Here is a 23,294-nt window from a genome sequence, read left to right as displayed (position 1 = left end):
GGTCTGTTGGCTACCTTGCATCATGCACCAAAGCGTGCAGGCGCCCAAGCCCAAAACCCGGTGCATGTCGCGAAACGACAACTTGCAGGAACGCCCGGCACCAAGCCAAGATGTGCCCATTGTTCAGGAAACCCAGCATGAATTTCTGCAGCCAGTGCGGTAAACCGGTTACCCAACGCATTCCCGAGGGCGACGCACGCCTGCGTTATGTGTGTGATCACTGCTCGACCATTCATTACCAGAATCCCAACATCGTCGCGGGTACCGTGCCGGTGTGGGGCGACCAGGTGCTGCTGTGCCGCCGCGCCATCGAGCCACGCCTGGGTTACTGGACCCTGCCCGCCGGCTTTATGGAAAATGGCGAGACCGTCGAACAGGCCGCCATGCGTGAAACCCTGGAAGAAGCCTGCGCCCGGGTGCGCAACCTGAGCATCTATACCCTGATCAATGTGCCGCACATCAGCCAGGTGCATATCTTCTACCGCGCCGAACTGATCGACCTGGACTTCGCCGCTGGCCAGGAAAGCCTGGAAGTGAGGCTGTTCGACGAAGCCGATATCCCTTGGTCCGAGCTGGCTTTCCGCACAGTCGGGCGTACCTTAGAATGCTTCTTCGCTGACCGTCGCCAACAGGCCTACCCGGTGCGCAGCGAGTCCGTGCCACCGCTGTCCAAGCCCGCCCAATAACAAGCCGGCCGATCGTCGCCAAAGGGATACCGTTTCAATGCGTTGGTTGCTTGCTCTGATCTGCCTGTCGTTCGCCACGCTGTCCCCGGCCGCCACGGTGCAAACCCTTGGCGGTAGAACGGTCGAGAAAGTCCTGGTGCTCAAGTCCGCCCACCAATTGCAACTGATCAACGACGGCAAACCGTTCAAGACCTACCGCATTTCCCTGGGCAAGAACCCCAAGGGCCACAAGCTGATCGAAGGCGACCGCCGCACGCCCGAAGGTCTCTACTGGATCGACTGGCGCAAGACCAGCGATCGCTTCAACCTGGCCATGCACATCTCCTACCCGAACATCAGCGACGCCGCACGCGCCCGCCGCGAGGGGGTGAAACCGGGCAGCATGATCATGATTCATGGCACGCCCGATACCGAGGACTACCCGGAGCAGTGGTTCCACACCCTGGACTGGACCGACGGCTGCATCGGCATGCGTAATGTGGATATGCGTGAAGTCTGGAACCTGGTCAAGGACGGCACCCTGATCGAGATCCGGCCGTAATTTCGTGCCGCTCGTAAAATAATTCGAAAATAATTCCTGCCTCCAGCAGCGCCTGCCGGTGAATACCAGTTCACCGCGCGGGACAGTGCACTTGTGCGCGACACAAAGACCTCTCTAATACCACTTGATACCAAGCCCCATTAAGGAGCCCTGAAACCGGGGATCGCACCGTTTTGGTGGCATTGACATGGTATTTAAGTGGTATTAATTTCCGGCCATTACCGGGCGACAACACTCCAATAACCGCATCGGAAACTTCACAGATGAACCCCATCCTGACGCTGCGCCCCGACGACAAGCAATCCACGCCACTGTACCTGCAACTGGCCCGCAACCTTGAAGCGGCGATCCACGCCGGCCAGTGGAAATCCGAGCAGGCCCTGCCGTCGGAACGCGCCCTCAGCGAGCAGTTGAGCATCTCGCGGGTCACCGCCCGCAAAGCCTTGGAAGTGCTGTTTGCCCAGGGCCTGATCCGACGCAGCCAAGGCTCTGGCACCTTCATCACACCGCGCCTGGAACAACCTTTGTCGCGCTTGTCGGGGTTCAGCGAAATGCTGCGGCTCAAGGGCTTTGTTCCCACGTCACAGTGGCTGGAGCGCGACATCACCCCGCCGACCCACGAAGAGCTGATCCGCCTTTGCCTGTCGCCCACCGACAAAGTGGCGCGCCTCAAGCGTTTGCGCAAAGCCGATGACACGGTGATGGCAATTGAAATGACCGCCATGCCCGCCTCGGTGTTGCCGCACCCGCAAGCCATCGGCAATTCGCTGTACGAATACCTGGAAGGCATCGGCAAGCCCATCGTGCGCGCCCTGCAACATATCCAGGCAATCAATGCCTCGGACGAATTCGCCAAGCTGGTGGGCATCGCCCCCGGCACCGCCATGCTGCTGATGACCCGCGTGGGCTACACCGCCGACAACACGCCGATTGAAATTACCGATACCTACTGCCGCAACGACTACTACGACTTTGTCGCAGAGCTGCGTCGCCACGACTATTCCGCTGAATTGCGACTCTAGAGAACTGCCCATGCCAGAAGACAATATCCTCACGCCCAGTGGCTGGATTCGCGGCCGCCTGGTGCACGAGCACGGCAAGGTGGTTGCCATCGAAGGCACACCTTGCGACCCGGCTGACAACGACCTGCCCTACCTGCTGCCAGGCTTTATTGACCTGCATGTGCACGGCGGTGGCGGTGCCGACATCATGGAAGGTGCGCAAGCCTTTGAGACCATTACCCGCACCCACGTGCGCTTTGGTACCACCTCGCTGCTGGCCACCACCATGACTGCCCCGGTGGATGAAATCTCCCAGGTCCTCAGTGAACTCGGCAACTTCTGCGAGCAACGCCCGGCCGGCAGTGCGCGGGTGCTCGGTGTGCACCTGGAAGGCCCTTATATCAACCCGGGCAAACTCGGCGCGCAACCCAACTTCGCCCACACCGCGTTGATGGCCGAAGTCGAAGCCTATTTGCGCCTGGCGCCAATTCGGGTAATCACCATCGCCCCGGAAATCGCCGGCCATGACGGCCTGATCCGCGCCCTCAGCGAACGCGGCGTGCGCATGCAGATCGGCCACACCCTGGGCAGCTATGAGGAAGGCGTCGCCGCCCTCGCCGCCGGCGCCACCAGCTTCACCCATTTGTACAACGCCATGAGCCCGCTGCATCATCGCGAACCCGGCATCGTCGGTGCCGCGCTGGCCCATGCCCAATACGCCGAACTGATCCCGGACCTGCTCCACGTACACCCCGGCGCCATGCGCGTGGCCTTGCGCTCGATCCCATGCCTGTACTGCGTCACTGACTCCACTGCCGCCGCCGGCATGCCCGACGGCGAATACAAACTGGGCAGCCACACCGTGACCAAATGCCTGGGTGGCGTGCGCCTGGCCGACGGCACCCTGGCCGGCAGCACCCTGACCATGGACCAGGCGCTGCGCAATCTGGTGAAGATCGGCCTGCCCATCAGCGAAGCCTCACAGCGCCTGTCGCAATTTCCTGCGGACTACCTGGGCCTGGAAGAACGCGGCCGCCTGCAACCCGGCAGCTTCGCCGACTGCGTGCGCCTGGACCGTTCCCTGACACTCACCGACGTAATGGTCGAAGGAGACACCATTGACTTCAAAAATGCTTGAAGAGGCCCTGGCCTCCTGCGACGCCGTTGCGGCACAACTGCAACGCCTGAACCCGCTGCTGGAAGAAGTGGCCGGTCGCCTGCGCCGTCAGCCGCCGCAAGTGGCGATGACCATCGCCCGCGGCAGTTCCGACCACGCCGCCAGTTACTTCGCCTACCTGGCCATGCAGCATGTGGGCATCCCGGTGGCGTCGTTGCCGATGTCGGTGGTGACCCTGTTGCAGGCGCCGATGAAAGTCAGCGGCCAGGTGGCGTTTGGCTTTTCCCAGTCGGGACAGAGCCCGGACCTGGTCAACAGCCTGCGTCTACTGCGCAAACGTGGCGCCCTGAGCATCTCGCTGGTGAATGCCGAAGACTCGCCGCTGGAAGCCGCCTGTGAATTCCATGTGCCGCTGTGCGCCGGTTCGGAACAAAGCGTGGCCGCAACCAAGAGCTTTATCGCCACCCTCAGCGCCAGCGCGCAGTTGATTGGCCAATGGAATCAGGAAACCGAGTTGCTTCAAGCCTGCCAGGCGCTGCCCGACGGTTTGCGTGAAGCCGCCAAGCAGGATTGGACTCAAGCTATCGAGGCCCTGCGCGACTGCCAGCAATTGATGGTGATCGGTCGGGGTGCCGGGTTTGCCATCGCCCAGGAAGCCGCGCTCAAGCTCAAGGAAACCTCGGCGATCCAGGCCGAAGCCTTCAGCAGCGCCGAGGTGCGCCATGGGCCGATGGCCTTGATCGACAAGAACTACCCGCTGTTGGTATTCGCCCCACGCGGTGCCGAACAAGCCGGCCTGTTGAGCCTGGCCGCCGATATGCGCCAACGCGGCGCCCGCGTACTGCTGGCCGCGCCAGATGATATCGCCGAGCGTGACCTGACCCTGAGCCGCGCCGAACACCCGAGCCTGGACCCGATCCTGGCGATCCAGAGCTTCTACGTGATGGCCGCCGGCCTGGCTGAGGCACGGGGCATGGACCCGGACCAGCCGCGTCACCTGAGCAAAGTCACCCGCACTCACTGAGTGGCGTTTTCCTGATGAGTACCGTGCCCATGTCCAACAACAATAATGTACTGACCCTCAGCGCCCCCTTAAGCGGGCCGGTGCTGGCCCTGGGCAACGTTCCCGACGAAGTATTCGCCAGCGGCGCCATGGGCGATGGCCTGGCCATCGACCCGCTGAGCGATAGCCTGCACGCGCCCTGTGACGGCGTGATCGTCCATGTCGCCCGCACCGGGCATGCACTGACCATCCGCGCCGACAACGGTGCCGAAGTGCTGATGCATGTGGGCATCGACACCGTGGAGCTCAATGGCGAAGGCTTTGCCTTGCTGGTGAAGGATGGCGCACGGGTGAGCGAGGGCCAGCCGTTGGTGCAGTTTGATCTGGACCGTATTGCGCGCCAGTGTAAAAGCCTGGTGAGCCTGATCATCCTGACCAACAGTGACCGCTTCGAGCTGCAACCCATCGCGGGCAAGACCGTGAAGGTCGGTGAAGCGCTGATGCGGATTGCCCTGCGTACATCCGCACCGGCTCAAACCGCTGTGGATAACTCGGTCGCAGAAGTGAGCGCCACGGTACGCATCACCCACCGTGGCGGCTTGCATGCGCGCCCTGCCGCGCTGATCCGCAAGACTGCCCAGGGCTTCAGCAGCCAATCACAGCTGCACTTCGGTGATAAGACCGCGGCTTGCGACAGCCTGATCGGCCTGATGGGGCTGGGTATTGGTGAAAGTGACGAGGTACGGGTGACCTGCCGCGGCAAGGATGGCGAGGCGGCGTTACAGGCATTGGTCGCCGCGCTGTCCGTGGCGATCCACGAGGAGCATCACGCGCCGGTCGTTGCCACGCCACGCCGGGCGAATACCGAAGCCAATGTGCTGCAGGGCGTATGCGCGGCACCGGGCCTGGTATGTGGGCCATTGTTCCGCCTGACGGGCATCGAGCTGCCGCAAGACAGCGGCAATCATAGCGTCGACGAACAACTGCAAAGCCTGGATGCCGCCCTTGAGCAAGTGCGCGGCGAAATCCGCAATACGCTGGACCAGGCGCGCCAACGCAAGAACGTCGAGGAAGAAGAGATCTTCGCCGCCCACCTCGCCCTGCTGGAAGACCCGGCGTTACTCGACGCAGCCACCGCCGCCATCGAACAGGGCAGCGCCGCCACCCACGCCTGGCGTGATGCGATCCAGGCCCAATGCGCCGTGCTGCTGGCGTTGGGCAAGCCACTGTTTGCCGAGCGCGCCAATGACCTGCGTGACCTGCAACAACGGGTGCTGCGGGCGTTGCTGGGTGAAGCCTGGCATTTCGAATTGCCGGCGGGGGCGATTGTCAGCGCCCATGAGCTGACGCCCTCGGACTTGCTGCAACTGAGCGCGCAACAGGCCGCGGGCATCTGCATGGCCGAAGGCGGCGCGACTTCCCATGTGGCGATTTTGGCCCGGGGCAAAGGCTTGCCTTGTGTGGTGGCGCTGGGCAGTGAAGTGCTTGATGTGCCCCAAGGTCAACGGGTGGTGCTCGACGCCGCCAACGGGCGCCTGGAACTGGCCCCTAGCGAAACACGCCACGCCGAGGTTCATCAGATTCGCGAAACGCAGAAACTGCGGCGCCAGCAACAGCAGGCCCAAGCCCGGCAACCGGCGTGCACCGTCGACGGTGTAACGGTTGAAGTCGCCGCGAATGTCGCCTCCAGCGCCGAGGCCCAGGTGGCGTTTGACAACGGCGCCGATGGCGTCGGCCTGCTGCGCACTGAATTTCTGTTCGTCGACCGCCGTACCGCGCCGGATGAGCAGGAGCAACGCCAGGCCTATCAAGCCGTGCTGGATGCAATGGGCGACAAATCGGTGATCATCCGCACCATCGATGTGGGTGGCGACAAGCAGCTCGATTACCTGCCGCTGCCTGTCGAGGCCAACCCGGTACTGGGCCTGCGCGGTATTCGCATGGCCCAGGTGCGCCCGGAACTGCTCGACCAGCAACTGCGTGCCCTGTTGCAGGTCTCGCCATTGGCGCGTTGCCGCATCCTGCTGCCGATGGTCAGCGAAGTGGATGAATTGCTGCAGATTCGCCAGCGCCTGGATGAACTGTGCGTGGAGCTTGAGCTGACGCAGCGCCCCGAATTGGGCGTGATGATCGAAGTGCCCGCCGCCGCGCTGATGGCCGAGCAGTTGGCCAAACATGCTGACTTTTTGTCCATCGGCACCAATGACCTGTCCCAGTACACCCTTGCCATGGACCGCGATCACGCAGGCCTGGCCGCCCGGGTCGACGCCCTGCACCCGGCGCTGCTGCGCCTGATCGCCCAGACCTGCGCGGGCGCGGCGAAACACGGGCGTTGGGTCGGCGTGTGTGGCGCCCTGGCGTCTGACCCACTGGCCACGCCGGTACTGGTCGGCCTGGGGGTCAGCGAGCTATCGGTGAGCCCGCCGCAGATCGGCGAAATCAAGGACCGCATCCGTCATCTGGACGCGGCGCAATGCCGGCAACTGAGCCATGAACTGCTCGACCTGAGCAGCGCCAAGGCCGTTCGCCAAGCCTGTCAACACCACTGGCCGCTGAGCTGAAAACAACAAGAATAGGGAGACACGCCATGTACCAACACTTTATCGAAGGCCTGCAACGCCTGGGCCGCGCCCTGATGCTGCCGATTGCGATCCTGCCAATCGCCGGCCTCTTGCTGCGCCTGGGCGACACCGACTTGCTCAACATCGCGGTGATGCACGATGCCGGGCAGGCGATCTTCGCCAACCTGGCGCTGATCTTCGCCATCGGCATCGCCGTGGGCTTTGCCCGCGACAACAACGGCACGGCAGGCCTGGCCGGGGCGATTGGCTACCTGGTGATGATCTCGACTCTCAAGGTGATGGATACCACCATCAACATGGGCATGCTCGCCGGTATCGCCAGTGGCCTGATGGCGGGCGGGCTGTATAACCGCTTCAAGGACATCAAGCTACCGGAGTACCTGGCGTTCTTTGGTGGGCGACGGTTTGTGCCGATTGTCACCGGCTTTTCGGCGGTGGGCCTGGGCGTGATCTTCGGCCTGATCTGGCCGCCGATCCAGCACGGCATCAACAGCTTCGGCGTGTTGCTGATGGAAAGCGGCAGCTTCGGTGCCTTCGTGTTTGGCGTGTTCAACCGCCTGCTGATCGTCACCGGGTTGCACCACATCCTCAACAACATGGCGTGGTTCGTGTTCGGCAGCTTTACCGATCCGGTCACCGGCGCGGTGGTGACGGGCGACCTGACCCGCTACTTCGCTGGCGACCCGAAAGGCGGCCAGTTCATGACCGGCATGTTCCCGGTGATGCTGTTCGGCCTGCCCGCTGCGTGCCTGGCGATGTACCGCAATGCGTTGCCGGAACGCCGCAAAGTGATGGGCGGGATTTTCCTGTCCATGGCGCTGACTTCGTTTTTGACCGGGGTGACTGAACCGATTGAATTTGCCTTCATGTTCCTGGCACCGTTCCTGTATCTCATCCACGCACTGCTCACCGGCCTGTCAATGGCGGTCACCAATATGCTGGATATCCACCTCGGGTTTACCTTCTCCGGCGGGTTTATCGACATGGTGCTCGGTTGGGGCAAGTCCACCAATGGCTGGCTGGTGTTCCCGGTTGGCTTGGCTTACGCGCTGATCTACTACTCGGTCTTCACCTATTGCATCCGCCGCTTCAACCTGAAGACGCCAGGCCGGGAAGATATCCAGGTGGTGCAGGCCGAAGCGATGAGCGATAACCAGCGCGCCACGGCTTACATCCAGGCGCTGGGCGGCGCAGAGAATTTGTTGAGTGTCGGTGCCTGCACTACGCGCCTGCGCTTGGACATGGTTGATCGCAACAAAGCGGTGGATGCGGAACTTAAAGCGCTGGGCGCCATGGCCGTGGTGCGGCCGGGCAACGGCGGCAGTTTGCAGGTAGTAGTCGGGCCGATGGCGGACAGCATTGCTGATGAAATTCGCTTGGCCATGCCTTCATTTGTTGCCCGTGCACCTGTGACGGTTGCACCTGTGGATAAGCCGGTGGCGGTGAATGTGCAGGAGGCCGAGAAATGGCTGAGCGCCTTGGGTGGCCGAGGGAATGTGCGCCAGCTGGAAGCGGTAGCGATGACACGGTTGCGGGTGGAATTGGGGGACGATTCGGTGTTGTCTGAAGCTCAGCTCACACTGCTCGGTTGCCAAGGTGTGAGCCAATTGGATAGCGGTGTTTGGCACCTGTTGATTGGTGACAAGGCCTCGGGGCTGGGTGAGGCGCTGGAGCGGTTGGTCAGTGGCAGTGAGGTCGGCGCCAGGGTTTAGAGGTGTAGTGGCTTTTCTGGCCTCATCGGGAGCAAGCCCCCTCCCACATTTGAAGGTGTTCTCAATTCAAAATGTGGGAGGGGGCTTGCTCCCGATTGGCCCTCACAGGCGCCTGATTACTTCTGCTCAGGCACCTCAACTAAATCCAGCACCCGATCCACCATCAACTGAATACCCTCCACCATCCGATGAATCCCCAGCACCGCATCACGCTGCGGACCGTCGATATCAAAAGCCAGATTACCCGCCAGTGCCTGCACGGATGCCAGGTCTTGGGAGGCGTTGGCGAGCAGGGTTTCGCTGTTCAGGTTGGTTAGGACGGTGAAGATTTGGTCGGTGGGCGGAGAGTCAGATGGGGGATTTGGGCTGTCTTTGATCATGGCAAAATTCCTAACAAAAAGTGGGAGCTACCGACATCACTTGCAGATGATGGGTGGCAGCTGTGTACGGGTCTGCAAGACCGAGTTGTTAGGAACCCCGGCAGACCCGAGGGTCTCCCGCACACAGCCACCATGACTCGAACCACTTTATGAAAGCGGCACGATTATAGGCGTGCTGTTGAGCACTAACAAACTATCGGCGGGCTTGCAGTCCCGGTCACTGAATTGGCAGCGACTCGAGAAGGTTAGTTGTGCGAGTTCCGACGGACAACCTGAAAGGCTTATCGGAAAGGTCTGAGGCGCCTGGGTAGACGCCATCGGGAGCAAGCCCCCTCCCACATTTGAAAGTATTCACAACTCAAAATGTGGGAGGGGGCTTGCTCCCGATGAGGCCCTGACAGGCAACAAAAAACCCGCTGACCAAACTGGCCCAGCGGGTTTCTTGTTTATACAGCCAGCCAATCAAAAATCCGCCAACTGCCACACCTCATACGCCGGTGTCTCATACGGGTGGCTAAGTTTGAGAGCAGCCACAACAGCCACAATCAACTCATCCGCCACCACCAACTCAACCTTCCACTCCTCAACCACTTCAACCTGACCGACCTGCCCGATAAACGGCTGACTGCCATCCAACGCGCGGAATTGGCCCTGGCCCAGTACTTGCCAGGCGCAGTGGTCGTAGTCGCCGATGCGCCCGCCGCCAGCTGCGAAGACGGCGGTTTTCACCGTTTCTACATGGCTGTCGGGCACGAAGAAGGCGAGCTTGTACACGGCTTTAGTTCACCCACACGCGGGCGTTGCGGAACATGCGCATCCAGGCGCCGTCTTCGTTCCACTCTTCCGGGCGCCACGAGTTCTGCACGGCGCGGAATACACGCTCCGGGTGCGGCATCATGATGGTCACGCGGCCGTCGCGGCTGGTGAGGCCGGTGATCCCGCGTGGCGAGCCGTTCGGGTTGGCCGGGTAGGTTTCGGTGACCTTGCCGTGGTTGTCGACAAAACGCAGGGCTACAGTGCCGGACAGGTCGGCTTCGAGCAACGCCTCTTCGCTGGCGAACTCGGCGTGGCCTTCACCGTGGGCGATGGCGATCGGCATGCGCGAACCGGCCATGCCTTGCAGGAAGATCGAGTTGGATTCCTGCACCTGCACCATGGCGACACGGGCTTCGAACTGCTCGGAACGGTTGCGCACAAAGTGCGGCCAGAACTCGCTGCCCGGGATCAGTTCGCTAAGATTGGACATCATCTGGCAACCGTTGCACACACCCAGGGTGAAGCTGTCGTTGCGTTCGAAGAAGCCCTGGAACGCATCGCGGGCACGGCTGTTGAACAGGGCCGACTTGGCCCAGCCTTCACCGGCACCCAGCACGTCGCCGTAGGAGAAACCACCGCAGGCCACCAGGCCTTTGAACTCATTGAGGTCAACGCGACCGGCGAGGATATCGCTCATGTGCACGTCGATCGCATTGAAGCCGGCGCGGTCGAACGCGGCCGCCATTTCCACCTGGCCGTTGACGCCCTGCTCGCGCAGCACGGCAACCTGTGGGCGGATGCCCTTCTTGATGTAAGGCGCGGCGATGTCCTGGTTGACGTCGAAGCTGAGCATGGTACTCAGGCCCGGGTTGTCTTCTTCCAGGATCGCGTCGAACTCCTGCTCGGCGCACTCGACGTTGTCGCGCAGGCGCTGGATCTGGTAGCTGGTCTCGGCCCACTGGCGTTGCAGCAGGCGGCGCTGGCCGGCAAATACGGTGTCGCCATTGAAGGAGATGTTGACTTCACCGTTGTTGATTGGCTGGCCGATCACCGCCACACAGTCGTCCAGGCCGGCGGCGCTGAATTGTGCGAGTACGTCCGGAGTCGCGTCCTGGCGCACTTGGATCACGGCGCCCAACTCTTCGTTGAACAGGATGCCATTGATCTCGGCGGCATCCTCGGCAACGCTGTCGAGCACGATGTTCAGGCCGCAGTGACCGGCGAAGGCCATCTCCACGACGCTGGTCAGCAAGCCGCCGTCAGAACGGTCATGGTAAGCCAGCAGATGACCGTCGGCGTTGAGGCCCTGGATCACGGCGAAGAAGGCTTTGAGGTCTTCGGCGTCATCGACGTCCGGTGCCTGTTTGCCCAACTTGCCGTGGGTTTGCGCGAGGATCGAGGCGCCCATGCGGTTCTGGCCACGGCCCAGGTCGATCAGGATCAGGTCGGTGGTGCCCTTGTCCATGCGCAGTTGCGGGGTCAGGGTCTGGCGGATGTCGGTGACCGGCGCAAAGCCGGTAACGATCAGCGACAGCGGCGAGGTCACGCTCTTGTCGGTGCCATCTTCGTTCCAACGGGTGGCCATGGACATGGAGTCCTTGCCCACCGGGATGGTGATCCCCAGTTCCGGGCACAGCTCCATGCCAACAGCCTTGACGGTGTCGTACAGGCGCGCATCTTCACCCGGGTGGCCGGCAGCGGACATCCAGTTGGCCGACAACTTGATGTCGGACAGCTTGCCAATGCGCGAGGCGGCGATGTTGGTCAGGGTTTCACCAATGGCCATGCGGCCCGACGCGGGTGCGTCCAGCAGTGCCAGCGGCGTGCGCTCGCCCATGGCCATGGCTTCACCGGTGTAGACGTCGAAGCTGGTGGCGGTGACGGCAACGTCGGCCACCGGCACCTGCCATGGGCCGACCATTTGGTCACGGGCCACCAGGCCAGTGATGGTACGGTCGCCGATGGTGATCAAAAAGCTTTTGCTTGCTACGGCCGGGTGGTGCAGCACGCGTTCGATGCTGTCGGCCAGCTCCAGCGTGCTTGGGTCGAAATCATCGCCCAGTTCGCTTTCGCGTACGGCCGAACGGTGCATGCGTGGGGCTTTGCCCAGCAGCACTTCCAGCGGCATGTCTACCGGGCTGTTGCCGAAGTGGCTATCGGTAACCGTCAGCTGCGGCTCGGCAGTGGCTTCGCCGACCACGGCAAACGGGCAGCGCTCGCGTTCGCAGATGGCCTGGAAGCGTGCGAAGTCTTCAGGGCCGACGGCCAGCACGTAGCGTTCCTGGGATTCGTTACTCCAGATCTCGTGCGGGGCCATGCCCGGCTCGTCGTTTGGAATGTTGCGCAGTTCGAAGCGGCCACCACGGTCGCCATCATTGACCAGTTCCGGGAAGGCGTTGGACAAACCACCGGCGCCGACGTCGTGGATGAAGCTGATCGGGTTCTTGTCACCCAACTGCCAGCAACGGTCGATGACTTCCTGGCAACGGCGTTCCATCTCAGGGTTTTCACGCTGTACGGAAGCGAAGTCCAGATCTGCCGAGCTGGTGCCGGTGGCCATGGAAGAGGCCGCGCCGCCGCCCAGGCCGATCAACATCGCCGGGCCGCCGAGCACGATCAGCTTGGAGCCGACCAGAATCTCGCCTTTCTTGACGTGTTCTTCACGGATGTTGCCCATGCCCCCAGCCAACATGATCGGCTTGTGATAACCGCGCACTTCATCGCCACGGGGGGTGGTGATGGACTGCTCGAAGGTCCGGAAGTAACCGGTCAGCGCCGGGCGCCCGAATTCGTTGTTGAACGCGGCGCCGCCCAGCGGGCCTTCGATCATGATGTCCAGCGCGGTGACGATGCGCTCAGGCTTGCCGTACGGCACTTCCCACGGCTGTTCGAAGCCCGGGATCTGCAGGTTGGACACGGTGAAACCGGTGAGGCCCGCCTTGGGCTTGGCGCCACGGCCGGTGGCGCCTTCGTCGCGGATTTCACCGCCCGAACCGGTGGCCGCGCCCGGGAATGGGGCAATCGCGGTCGGGTGGTTGTGGGTCTCGACCTTCATCAGGATGTGCACAGGCTCCTGCACCGCGCCGTACTGGCGGGTTTCCGGGTCCGGGAAGAAGCGGCCGGCGACAGAGCCGACGATGACCGAGGCGTTGTCTTTATAAGCCGACAGAACGCCTTCGCTGTGCATCACGTAGGTGTTCTTGATCATGCCGAACAGGCTTTTTTCCTGGCTCTGACCGTCAATATCCCAACTGGCGTTGAAGATCTTGTGACGGCAGTGCTCGGAGTTGGCCTGGGCGAACATCATCAGTTCGATGTCGTGGGGGTTGCGCTTCAAGCCGGTGAAGGCGTTGACCAGGTAGTCGATCTCGTCTTCGGCCAGGGCCAGGCCCAGCTCGGTGTTGGCCTTCTCGAGGGCGGCGCGGCCACCACCAAGCACGTCAATCGCGGTCAGCGGCTTGGGCTCAGCGTGGCTGAACAGGCCGGCAGCCTGTTCAAGCTGGCCGACGATGATCTGGGTCATGCGGTCGTGCAGGCTGCTGGCGATCAGCTCGGCGTCGGCATCACTGAACTGGCCGGCGACATAGAAAGCGATACCACGCTCCAGGCGCTGGATTTTATCCAGGCCACAGTTGCGGGCGATATCGCTGGCCTTGCTCGACCAGGGCGAGATGGTGCCGAACCGCGGCAGAACCAGGAACAAGCGGCCGGTCGGCTCTTGCACGGGAACGCTTGGGCCGTACTTCAGAAGGCGTGCCAGCACTTGCTGTTCGTCGGCGGTCAAGACGCCGGTTACGTCGGCGAAGTGAGCAAATTCAGCATACAGGCCTGTAACAGCTGGAACCTTCTGGCTCAGTTGCTCAAGGAGTTTGCTGTGGCGAAAGGCAGAAAGGGCAGGAGCGCCGCGCAGGATCAACATCTTCGGGACAGCCTCGGAAGGGGGTGTGCTTTGAGGCCGTGCATTCTAGCGTAAACCTTCGCCAACGGCACCCGAAACGCTACCGGTGGCCGCAGCCGAACGTCAGTTGGCACGCTTTGCACGCAATCGCGGTGTTATCCACGGCGTTGGGCGCAGTTATTTTAACCATCACAATCGCTCGCCAAGCCGCGTTTCTGCGGGCTGCAGCACAGTTTGGGCGGCGCTAGCAGACAAGTGCGCCGCTGTCGAGATATGGCGCCGTGGGCCGTTTGCGTATACTGCGCAGATGTTCTCCCCAACCGTTTTGCGCCCGCGATGGGTCAAATGGCTCATCGCCACCTTGCTCTTCCTGATGCTCAGTGCCTGTGTTGACAAACCCAGCACCCTCGAGCGAATCAAGGAGGATGGCGTATTGCGGGTGGTCACCCGGAACAGCCCGGCCACCTATTTCCAGGACCGCAACGGTGAAACCGGTTTCGAATACGAGCTGGTCAAGCGCTTCGCCGACGAACTGGGAGTAAAGCTGGAAATCGAGACCGCCGACAACCTCGACGACCTGTTCAACCAGTTGGGCAAGCCCAACGGCCCGGTACTCGCCGCCGCGGGCCTGGTCAGCAGCGAACAGCGCCAGCAGCAGGTGCGCTTTTCCCACCCGTACCTGGAAGTGACCCCGCAGATCATCTACCGCAACGGCCAATCGCGCCCGACCAATGCTGCTGACCTTGTGGGCAAGAAGATCATGGTGCTCAAGGGCAGCACCCACGCCGAGCAACTGGCGGCGTTGAAAAAGCAGAATCCTGCAATCGAATACGAAGAATCCGACGCCGTTGAAGTAGTCGATCTGCTGCGCATGGTCGACGAGGGTCAGATCGACCTGACCCTGGTGGACTCCAACGAAGTAGCGATGAACCAGGTGTACTTCCCCAACGTGCGCGTAGCATTCGACCTCGGCAACGCCAGCCACCAGAGCTGGGCCGTGGCCGCCGGCGACGACAACAGCCTGCTCAATGAGATCAACGGCTACCTGGACAAGGTCGAAAAGAATGGCACGCTGCAGCGTCTGAAAGATCGCTATTACGGGCATGTCGATGTACTCGGCTATGTGGGTGCCTATACCTTCGCCCAGCACCTGCAACAGCGCCTGCCCAAGTACGAGAAGCACTTTCGCGCCTATGCCAAGGCTGAAAAGGTCGATTGGCGGCTACTGGCAGCCATCGGTTACCAGGAGTCTCTATGGCAGCCGACCGTTACCTCCAAGACCGGCGTGCGCGGCCTGATGATGCTGACCCAGAACACCGCGCAGGCCATGGGTGTGTCCAACCGCCTGGATGCCAAACAGAGCATCATGGGCGGCGCCAAGTACCTCGCCAAGATCAAGGATGAGCTGGACGGCAAGATCGCCGAGCCTGATCGCACCTGGTTCGCCCTCGCCGCCTATAATGTGGGCACCGGCCACTTGGAAGACGCTCGCATCCTGGCGAAGAAGGAAGGCCTGAACCCGAACAAGTGGCTGGACGTGAAGAAGATGCTGCCGCGCCTGTCGCAGAAGCAGTGGTACAGCAAGACCCGCTACGGCTACGCCCGGGGCGGCGAGCCGGTGCACTTTGTGGCGAACATCCGGCGTTACTACGACATCCTTACCTGGGTGACCCAGCCGCAGCTGGAAGGCGACCAGGTGGTTGAAGGCAACCTGCATGTGCCGGGTGTGGACAAGACCAAGCCGCCGCAGGACAGCCCGCAATTATAAGAACACTGAATACCAATGTGGGAGGGGGCTTGCTCCCGATAGCCTGGTGCCAGTCACTACTACAGTGACTGATCCACCGCCATCGGGAGCAAGCCCCCTCCCACATTTTGATCTGCGCTTGGCTTAAAGGCCGGTGAGCAGGTGGACTACGCCGCCCGACAACACCATCACGCCTGCTACACCCGCCGCCTTCAACGCCGCCTCATCCAACCGCCCCGCATCCTGCAACTGCACCCTCACCCGCGTCAGCGCCACACGCTGTTGTGACTTGAGATTCTCGGCGCCGCCCAAGGCACTCAGCACATCGGCGGCCAACAGACTGGGGGTCGGCGCTTCAAGCGTCTCGGCAATCAGGTCCGGGGTCAGGGCTTTCCAGAATGCCCGCTGCAATTTCTCGAACATGCTCAGTGCTCCACGACAGGTGAGGTTTCAACGGTGGCCGCGTGGAACAGGCGCAGGGCCTCACGCACTTGGCCGGCTTCCTCCAGGCCCAGCACCTGGCGGGCGATGAGTTGGCAGTCGACCAGTTCCAGTTCGCGTACGGTGGCCTTGATGCTCGGAATCAGCGGCACGCTGACCGACAGTTCATCCACCCCAAGTCCGATCAACACCGGCACCGCCAATGGCTCAGAGGCCAGCGCACCACACACGCCTACCCACTTGCCATGGGCGTGGGCCGCCTTGACGGTGCTGGCGATCAGGCGCAGCACGGCGGGATGGAAGCTGTCGGCCTGGCTGGCCAGGCGCGGGTGATCGCGGTCCATGGCCAGTGTGTATTGGGTCAGGTCATTGGTGCCGATGGAAAAGAAATCCACATGGGGTGCAAACACATCCGCCATCAACGCCGCCGAAGGCACTTCAATCATGATGCCCAGCTTGGGCAATTCGGTGAGCCCGAGCGCCAGCGCTTCTTCTTCGAGCATCCGGCGCGCCAGGTGCAGCTCGCAGAGCAGGCTGACCATCGGCAGCATGATATGCAGCCGCGCCAAGCCCGCACTGGCGAGGATCGCGCGAAACTGTTCGCGCAGCAGTTCGGGGCGTTCCAGGCACAACCGAATACCGCGCAGGCCCAGGAACGGGTTGGTCTCGCTTTCCATTGGCACATAGGCCAAGGGTTTGTCGCCTCCCACGTCCAGGGTGCGCACCACCAGATTGCGTTCGGTGCCAAGGGCACGGGCGATGGCGCTATAGGTGCCGGCTTGTTCCTCCGGGCTCGGGGCACGGTTGCGGTCCAGGTAGAGGAACTCCGAACGCAGCAGGCCCACGCCTTCACCACCCAGGGTCAGGGACTGCTCGACTTCCTGCAGCGAGGCGACGTTGGCCGTGACTTCGACGTGATGGCCGTCGCGAGTGATTGCCGCCAGGGATGCCTGTGCGATTTCACGCTGCAGCCGCAGCTTTTGCTGTTGGCGAACCGCTTGCAGTTGTTCGATTTCAGCCAGGTCCGGTTCCAGGTGAAGCTCGCCTTTGTCGGCGTCGAGCAGTACTCGTTTGCCGTTGGCCAGGGCCAATACATGGGCCGGTACACCGCAAATGGACGGCAGGCCGAGCGCCCGGGCGAGGATGGCCACGTGGCTGGTAGCCCCACCGGCGACAGTGACAAAACCCAGCACCTTGCTGGTATCCAGGCCGGCGGTTTGCGAGGGCGTGAGTTGTTCGGCGACCAGGATGGCGCACTCAGGCAGGTCCAATGACCGTTCGGGAACACCCAGGATCAGCTTGAGCACGCGCTGGCCGACATCGGCCAGGTCCGCCGCACGCTCGGCGAGCAGCGCCTTGCCCAAGCCTTCGAAGAGTTTCGCGGTCGCCAGCGTGGCGCTGTTCCAGGCAAAGGCGGCGCTCTTGCCTTGGGCGAGCAGGCCGTGGGCTTGCTCCAGCAGGGTCGGGTCTTCGAGCAATTCCTGATGGGCACGGAAAATTTCGGCCTGGGCACTGCCGGCGGCCTTGTCTTGCAATGCCTGCAGCGCTTCGGCTGCCGCCCGCAGGCCACGCGCCAATGCGGCACGCTCGAAGGTTTCGCCAGCACCGGTTTCAGGAATATTCAGCGCCGGTTCGGCCACTTGGACGACCTGGCCAAACGCCGAGCCCGGTGATGCACACACGCCCCGCATCAAGCTATCCGATGATACCGGCGCGGCAGGCTTGACTACTTCGACCGCCGCCACCGTCTCGCCACAGCCGTCCTGCAACAGCGCCACCAGCGCCTGGATCGCCGCCTCGGCATCGGTGCCCGCCGCACTCACTTGCAGGCTATCGCCCCGGGACGTCTGCAGCGCCATGATCGCCACCAGTGACTTGGCATTCGCGCTCTGGGTTTGCTTGTGCAGGTAAATGCTTGAACTGAACCCTTTCGCCGCCTGGGCAAGCACTGCCGCTGGGCGAGCGTGCAAGCCGTTGGCGTTGGGCAAGGTCAGGGGCTTGGAGAACAGCGCATCGCCCTCCTCTTCATCGGCTTCTGACGACGCTTGCCCGGGCGACACTCGCAACAGTGGCCGGCCTTCCTCGACAACGCCCTGATCGGGCGCCAGCAATACAAATGGCTCGCCACTGACGACCAGCATCAGGGTCAGCAGACTGCGGGCATTGAGCGCCACGTAGTCGGCGTCGAATTCAAGCAGCGGTTGCCCGGCCACCACCCGCTGGCCTTCTTCGACCAGGCGGGTGAAGCCCTGGCCCGCCAGGTTCACGGTGTCCAGGCCGATATGCAACAGCACCTGCACGCCGTTGTCGTCGGTGACACTCACCGCATGGCCGCTGTCCTGGATATTGCTGATCACGCCGGCCAGCGGCGCGCAGAGCGTCTGCGAGGTGGGATCGATGCACAGGCCGTCGCCGATCACGCGACTGGAAAACACTGGGTCGGGTACCTGATCCAGCGCCAGCAGCACCCCGGACAGGGGCGCCAGCAGTTCCAGGGGTTGAGATGGGGTCATGACTTCACCTGTTTGTGTTGTTCTTTAAGAATCATTGAGTCGATGCAAGGTTGAGGATGACGAAGATCAAAGGTGGGAGCAGGCTTGCCCGCTCCCACATTAGCCCGCGCACTCCTTACGGATTATTTCCACCAGTATTCGACTTGCACGCCCATGTTCGAACCATGCCGTGCCGTGCCATAGGCGCCGGTATCGGATAACGCCGAGCCCGCCGCGAGTTCATTCGCTGCGCGCTTGGCCGCCTGGTTCCAGCTGGCGTAGGTGTAGTACAACCGCACTTCCGGCCGCGCCCAGAACTCCGGTCCTTTGGGCGACCAGGTCGGCGCAAACGTGAATTTGCTCAGCTTGCGTGTACCGCCGGTAGCCTCCACCTGATCGTGGCCCAGTTCAGCGACCAGCTTGAATTGTTCGCTGATGGCATACGCAGGGCGTACGCCAAGGGACATCCAGTTCTGGTCCTGGCGCCCCGGGCGTACATCCTTCTGGTACACCGCCTGGACTTGCCCACCGAAACGCGGGGTCACCTGCCAGTCAAAGAACTCCACGGCACGGTAGCTTTTGCTGCTCTTGTCCAGCCGGGTATTGCCGGTATAGCCCAGCCCGGTGCCAGGGCCTTCGCCGTACTGCAGGGCGAACTTGTTCTTGCCGCCCAGGAACGGGGTTTGCACATGCTGCGCGGTCAGCGCCCAACCGCTGTTGGTGTCACGCCCGCCGGCCTTGGCGATGTAGCTCAAACCAAGCTCCAGCTCGCCACCCGGGTTGGTGTTGAAACCGGCCACGTTGAAGTCGTGACGGGTGGCGTACTCCTTCTGGTACAGATTGTCCTTGCGCGACAGGGCGTAGCTGTATTTCAAGCCGCCGATCAGCACGTCCTCGATCCCGCCACCGGTGGCGCTCTGGTTCCAGTAGTAGAAGTCGGAGATATGGATATCGTTACGCTTGTAGTAACGCCGCCCGGCCCACAGCGAACCACCGTTGAGACTGGGCAGGTTGGACCATTGCGCATACATCTGCGGCATGCGTGCCGAGCCGTTGTTTTCACCCTGGAACTTCAGGGCGCGGTCGTACTTGTTGTAGAGGGAGGCCATGGCATCCACGCTGAGCACCGAGCCGTCGTCGAACGTCAGCAGGTCCTGGCGCAGTTCCAGTTCGGCATATTGCTCGCATTCGTTACCCAAGCGATATTTGGTTTGCGCCCCCGGCAGTTGGAAGCACTGCTGCTTGCCGCTGCCCGTTGACGTGCCCGCGCCGCTGCGCAAGTAACCGGCGAACTCCAGGGCCTGGGCGCCAAACGGCACAGCAAGGCACGACGTAATAAGGCCCAGTTTTATTGTTGTTTTCATGAAGCGCTCCTTTATTTTTATTGTTTTTTCTTACTGTTTTGCATGACGCGATCACTGGTAGGAGCGAGCTTGCTCGCGAAGAACTTCGAGGCGCCGCGCTGAACCTGGAGCGGCGCGTATCGTTGATGATCTTCGCGAGCACGCTCGCTCCGACAGGGGTATTTCAGTCCGTCAGGTGCAGCACAAACGATTCGTAGGGGCGCAACACCACCGTGCTCGTGCGCGCCGGGCAATCGGGGTAATTGCTGATGAGCAGCCGCTGCGCGCTCGACGGGTTGATCACCTGGTCGGGCAGCTGGATTTCGCACGGCGTGCCGTAGAAGTTGTTGAGCACCAGCAGGCGCTCGCCGTGGCCTTCGCGCACGTACGCCCAGACCTGGCGATGGTCTTGCAGCAGTGGGCGATAAACGCCTTCCTGGATCAGTGGCTCGCAACGCCGCAGGGCGATCAGGGCGCGGTAGTGATGCAGCACCGAATCCGGATCATCCAGCTGGCTTTCCACGTTGATCTGCGCGGCGTTGGCCGGGATACCAATCCAGGGCTCGCCACGGCTGAAACCGGCATTGGCCTGGCCGCTCCACTGCATCGGCGTGCGACCGTTGTCGCGGGATTTCTGCATGATCGCCGCCATGCTCGACGCCTCGGACTCCCCGGCATCACGCTTGAGGCGGAAAATGTTCAGGGTTTCCACATCGCGGTACTGTTCGATCTTGTCGAAACCAGGATTGGTCATGCCCAGCTCTTCGCCCTGGTACACATACGGCGTGCCCTGGAGGAAGTGCAGCGCGGTGGCGAGCATCTTGGCCGAGACCACGCGGTATTGGCCGTCATCACCAAAGCGCGAGACCACCCGCGGCTGGTCGTGGTTACACCAGAACAGCGCGTTCCAACCGCCACCGGCCTGCATGCCCAGTTGCCAGTCGGAGAAAATCTGCTTGAGTTGCAGGAAATCGAAGTCGGCCTTCACCCACTTCTGCAGGTTGGGGTAATCGACTTTCAGGTGGTGGAAGTTGAAGGTCATCGACAATTCTTTCGAAGCCGGATTCGAGTAGCGGATGCAGTGCTCCAGGCTGGTGGACGACATTTCGCCGACGTTGATCAGGTCATGGCCTTCGAAGACTTCACGGTGCATTTGCTGCAGGTATGCGTGCACATTCGGGCCGTCGGTGTAGAAACGGCGACCGTCGCTGTTATCTTCGGGGAAGTCGGCGGGCTTGGAGATCAGGTTGATCACATCCAGGCGGAAACCGCCCACGCCTTTGTCACGCCAGAAGCGCATCAGCTTGAACACTTCGGCGCGCACCTTGGGGTTGTCCCAGTTGAGATCGGCCTGGGTGTGGTCGAACAGGTGCAGGTAGTACTGGCCGGTCTGCGCTTCGTATTCCCAGGCCGAGCCGCCGAACTTGGATTCCCAGTTGTTCGGCTGGTCGCGCCAGATGTAGAAGTCGCGGTAGGGGTTGTCGAGGCTGCTGCGCGCCTGCTGGAACCACTCGTGCTCAATGGAGGTGTGGTTGACGACGATATCGAGCATCAGCTTGATGCCACGCTTGGCCGCTTCGCTGATCAACAGGTCGCAGTCGGCCATGGTCCCGTAGCTGGGGTCGATGGCGTAGTAGTCGCTGATGTCGTAGCCGTTGTCGCGTTGCGGCGAGCGCAGGAACGGGGTGATCCACAGGCAATCCACTCCCAGCCATTTCAGGTAGTCGAGCTTGTCCACGATGCCCAGCAGGTCACCGGTGGCGTTACCCGCGTGGCTATGGAAGCTTTTGGGGTAGATCTGGTAGATCACCGAGTGTTGCCAGTTTTGCATGGTGGGTTTCCTTCAATTAATTGTGTGCGGGCTTTGAGGGCCTCATCGGGGGCAAGTCCCCTTCCACATTTGAAATGCATTCCCCTGTGGGAGGGGGCTTGCCCCGATGGCGGTGGATCAGGCGACCCGATATCCAGGCCGGATAATCTTCATGCTCAACACACAGGTCAGTACAAAGGGCACGACGATCGCGACGGCCATGCCGATCACAAACACCGGGATGTACTGCGGGATGATCGAGATAAACCCGGGCAGGCCGCCGACGCCGATGGCCGAGGCCTGGACCTTGTTCAGCGAGAGGAAGATGCAGCCAAGGGCAGACCCCACCAGTGCCGCGTAGAACGGGAATTTGTATCGCAGGTTGACACCGAACATCGCTGGCTCAGTGATGGCGAAATACGCGGAAATCGCCGACGTCGAGGCCATGCTTTTTTCCCGCGCATTGCGGCTCATGTAGAACACCCCCAATGCCGCACTGCCCTGGGCCAGGTTGGACATGACGATCATCGGCCAGATAAAGGTGCCGCCCTGGGTGGAAATGAGCTGCAGGTCCACGGCCAGGAACATATGGTGCATGCCGGTGATCACCAGCGGTGCGTAGAGCATGCCGAAGATCAAGCCGCCCAGTATCGGCGCCAGCTCAAACAGCGTGACCACGCCTTCGGTAATCAGGATGCCGAGGTGGCGGGTCACCGGGCCAATAATCGCCAGCGCCAGGACACCGGTAACAACGATGGTGGTGATTGGCACCACCAGCAACTGGATGGCATTCGGCACTCGTGCCCGCAGGTATTTCTCGATCACGCTCATGACATAGGCGGCCATCAGGATCGGCAGGATCTGGCCCTGATAGCCGACTTTCTCGATCTGGAACCAGCCCAGGATGTCGAAGTACGGCAGGCTCTGCCCATCGAGCCCGGCGACCGCCTTGCCGTAGTTCCAGGCGTTGAGCAGGTCGGGGTGCACCAGCATCAGGCCGAGCACGATGCCGAGGATTTCACTGCCGCCGAACCGCTTGGCCGCCGACCAGCCCACCAGCGCGGGCAGGAATACGAACGAGGTATTGGCCATCAGGTTGATCAGGTTCCACAGGCCATCGAGGTTCGGATAGGCCTCCAGCAAGGTCATGTCCTGAATGAACATGCCCTTGGCGCCCATCAGGTTGTTCACCCCCATCAACAGGCCGGCAATGATCAGCGCGGGCAGGATCGGCATGAACACATCGGAAAATACCCGTACCAACTGTTGCAAGGCATTGACCTTTTCGCCACCGGCCTTCTTGACATCGGCGATGGTGGACGCGGCGAGACCGGTCTGTTCGCGCAAGGCGGCATACACCCTTTCCACTTCGCCGGGGCCGATCACCACCTGGAACAGGCCGCCGGTAAAGAACGATCCCTTGACCAGGTCGACCTGGTTCAACGCACTGCTGTTAACCAGGCTCGGATCCTTGAGCGCCAGGCGCAGGCGGGTCACGCAATGGGCAGCTTGCTCAAGGTTGTCGCGCCCACCGAGGTTCTCGAGAATCTCGCGGGCGATAGTCGGATAGTCGTGGCTCATGCTCGTTTTCCACTGTGATTGTTTTTATGGGTGGCAGTCGTTGGCAGCACGCCGAGGGCAAAACTACTCGTCTGTACGAGTTAAATCAACAACTCGTCTGTACGAGTTACACTTTTGTTTATAAATGCGAACTTACCGTCAGATTTTTCCCCTGGCTATAGGACTGCCCAATGGACAAACCCCACCTCTGCCACTAAGGTTCCT

16 protein-coding genes are annotated in these 23,294 nt (G+C 61.8%); 8 read left to right on the top strand and 8 right to left on the bottom strand.

The window, feature by feature from the left end; genetic code table 11:
- The first annotated feature begins 137 nt into the window (after nucleotides 1-137).
- The 7 genes from KVH01_RS14360 (at nucleotide 138) to nagE (ending at nucleotide 8,642) form a co-directional block, all read left to right on the top strand.
- Nucleotides 138-686 (top strand): NUDIX hydrolase, encoded by a 549-nt coding sequence (locus tag KVH01_RS14360; protein WP_003193976.1) that lies wholly within the window; start codon nucleotides 138-140, stop codon nucleotides 684-686.
- A 37-nt stretch (nucleotides 687-723) separates the two neighbouring features.
- The gene (locus KVH01_RS14355; protein ID WP_217881868.1) at nucleotides 724-1,227 is read left to right on the top strand and encodes a L,D-transpeptidase family protein; all 504 of its coding nucleotides are present in this window, start codon (nucleotides 724-726) and stop codon (nucleotides 1,225-1,227) included.
- A gap of 263 nt (nucleotides 1,228-1,490) precedes the next feature.
- Nucleotides 1,491-2,249 carry a GntR family transcriptional regulator gene (locus tag KVH01_RS14350; RefSeq protein ID WP_043046851.1) on the top strand — a complete coding sequence of 253 codons (759 nt, stop codon included), beginning with the start codon at nucleotides 1,491-1,493 and terminating at the stop codon, nucleotides 2,247-2,249.
- Between the two features lie 10 nt (nucleotides 2,250-2,259).
- Nucleotides 2,260-3,366, top strand: a complete 1,107-nt coding sequence (nagA, locus tag KVH01_RS14345; protein ID WP_217881867.1) for an N-acetylglucosamine-6-phosphate deacetylase — start codon at nucleotides 2,260-2,262, stop codon at nucleotides 3,364-3,366.
- Entirely contained in the window at nucleotides 3,359-4,369 is a 1,011-nt protein-coding gene (locus KVH01_RS14340; RefSeq protein WP_404822067.1) for an SIS domain-containing protein, read from the top strand. The genes nagA and KVH01_RS14340 overlap by 8 nt, the downstream gene beginning before the upstream one ends.
- 29 nt (nucleotides 4,370-4,398) lie before the next feature.
- Nucleotides 4,399-6,909 (top strand): phosphoenolpyruvate--protein phosphotransferase, encoded by a 2,511-nt coding sequence (gene ptsP, locus KVH01_RS14335; protein ID WP_217882028.1) that lies wholly within the window; start codon nucleotides 4,399-4,401, stop codon nucleotides 6,907-6,909.
- A gap of 26 nt (nucleotides 6,910-6,935) precedes the next feature.
- The gene (nagE, locus tag KVH01_RS14330) at nucleotides 6,936-8,642 is read left to right on the top strand and encodes an N-acetylglucosamine-specific PTS transporter subunit IIBC (protein WP_217881865.1); all 1,707 of its coding nucleotides are present in this window, start codon (nucleotides 6,936-6,938) and stop codon (nucleotides 8,640-8,642) included.
- A gap of 116 nt (nucleotides 8,643-8,758) precedes the next feature.
- Here nagE and KVH01_RS14325 read toward each other — a convergent pair whose 3' ends face one another.
- The 3 genes from KVH01_RS14325 to purL all read right to left on the bottom strand — a co-directional run bounded on the left by KVH01_RS14325 (nucleotide 8,759) and on the right by purL (nucleotide 13,697).
- On the bottom strand, nucleotides 8,759-9,022 hold the full coding sequence (locus tag KVH01_RS14325) for a DUF6124 family protein (protein ID WP_046069417.1): 264 nt from the start codon (nucleotides 9,020-9,022) through the stop codon (nucleotides 8,759-8,761).
- 462 nt (nucleotides 9,023-9,484) lie between these two features.
- A complete protein-coding gene (locus KVH01_RS14320; protein ID WP_068967666.1) occupies nucleotides 9,485-9,796 on the bottom strand; it encodes an NGG1p interacting factor NIF3 in 312 nt (103 codons plus the stop codon).
- A gap of 4 nt (nucleotides 9,797-9,800) precedes the next feature.
- Nucleotides 9,801-13,697: a phosphoribosylformylglycinamidine synthase gene (gene purL, locus KVH01_RS14315; RefSeq protein WP_217881864.1), complete on the bottom strand. Its 3,897-nt coding sequence runs from the start codon at nucleotides 13,695-13,697 to the stop codon at nucleotides 9,801-9,803.
- Nucleotides 13,698-13,983: 286 nt separating this feature from the next.
- Here purL and mltF point away from each other — a divergent pair, with 286 nt between their 5' ends.
- Nucleotides 13,984-15,444, top strand: coding sequence for a membrane-bound lytic murein transglycosylase MltF (mltF, locus tag KVH01_RS14310; protein ID WP_217881863.1), 1,461 nt, complete (start codon nucleotides 13,984-13,986; stop codon nucleotides 15,442-15,444).
- Nucleotides 15,445-15,567: 123 nt separating this feature from the next.
- Here mltF and KVH01_RS14305 read toward each other — a convergent pair whose 3' ends face one another.
- The 5 genes from KVH01_RS14305 to treP form a co-directional block, all read right to left on the bottom strand.
- Nucleotides 15,568-15,846: a PTS transporter subunit EIIB gene (locus KVH01_RS14305; protein ID WP_217881862.1), complete on the bottom strand. Its 279-nt coding sequence runs from the start codon at nucleotides 15,844-15,846 to the stop codon at nucleotides 15,568-15,570.
- Nucleotides 15,847-15,848: 2 nt separating this feature from the next.
- The gene (gene ptsP, locus KVH01_RS14300; RefSeq protein ID WP_217881861.1) at nucleotides 15,849-18,377 is read right to left on the bottom strand and encodes a phosphoenolpyruvate--protein phosphotransferase; all 2,529 of its coding nucleotides are present in this window, start codon (nucleotides 18,375-18,377) and stop codon (nucleotides 15,849-15,851) included.
- A 122-nt stretch (nucleotides 18,378-18,499) separates the two neighbouring features.
- Nucleotides 18,500-19,720, bottom strand: a complete 1,221-nt coding sequence (locus KVH01_RS14295) for a maltoporin (protein WP_217881860.1) — start codon at nucleotides 19,718-19,720, stop codon at nucleotides 18,500-18,502.
- 163 nt (nucleotides 19,721-19,883) lie between these two features.
- Nucleotides 19,884-21,530 (bottom strand): alpha,alpha-phosphotrehalase, encoded by a 1,647-nt coding sequence (gene treC, locus KVH01_RS14290; RefSeq protein ID WP_217881859.1) that lies wholly within the window; start codon nucleotides 21,528-21,530, stop codon nucleotides 19,884-19,886.
- 117 nt (nucleotides 21,531-21,647) lie between these two features.
- Entirely contained in the window at nucleotides 21,648-23,090 is a 1,443-nt protein-coding gene (gene treP, locus KVH01_RS14285) for a PTS system trehalose-specific EIIBC component (RefSeq protein ID WP_124401812.1), read from the bottom strand.
- Nucleotides 23,091-23,294 lie beyond the last annotated feature (204 nt).

Source organism: Pseudomonas khavaziana, from assembly GCF_019145205.1.
Classification (GTDB): domain Bacteria; phylum Pseudomonadota; class Gammaproteobacteria; order Pseudomonadales; family Pseudomonadaceae; genus Aquipseudomonas; species Aquipseudomonas khavaziana.
This window is presented reverse-complemented; position numbering and strand designations above follow the sequence as displayed.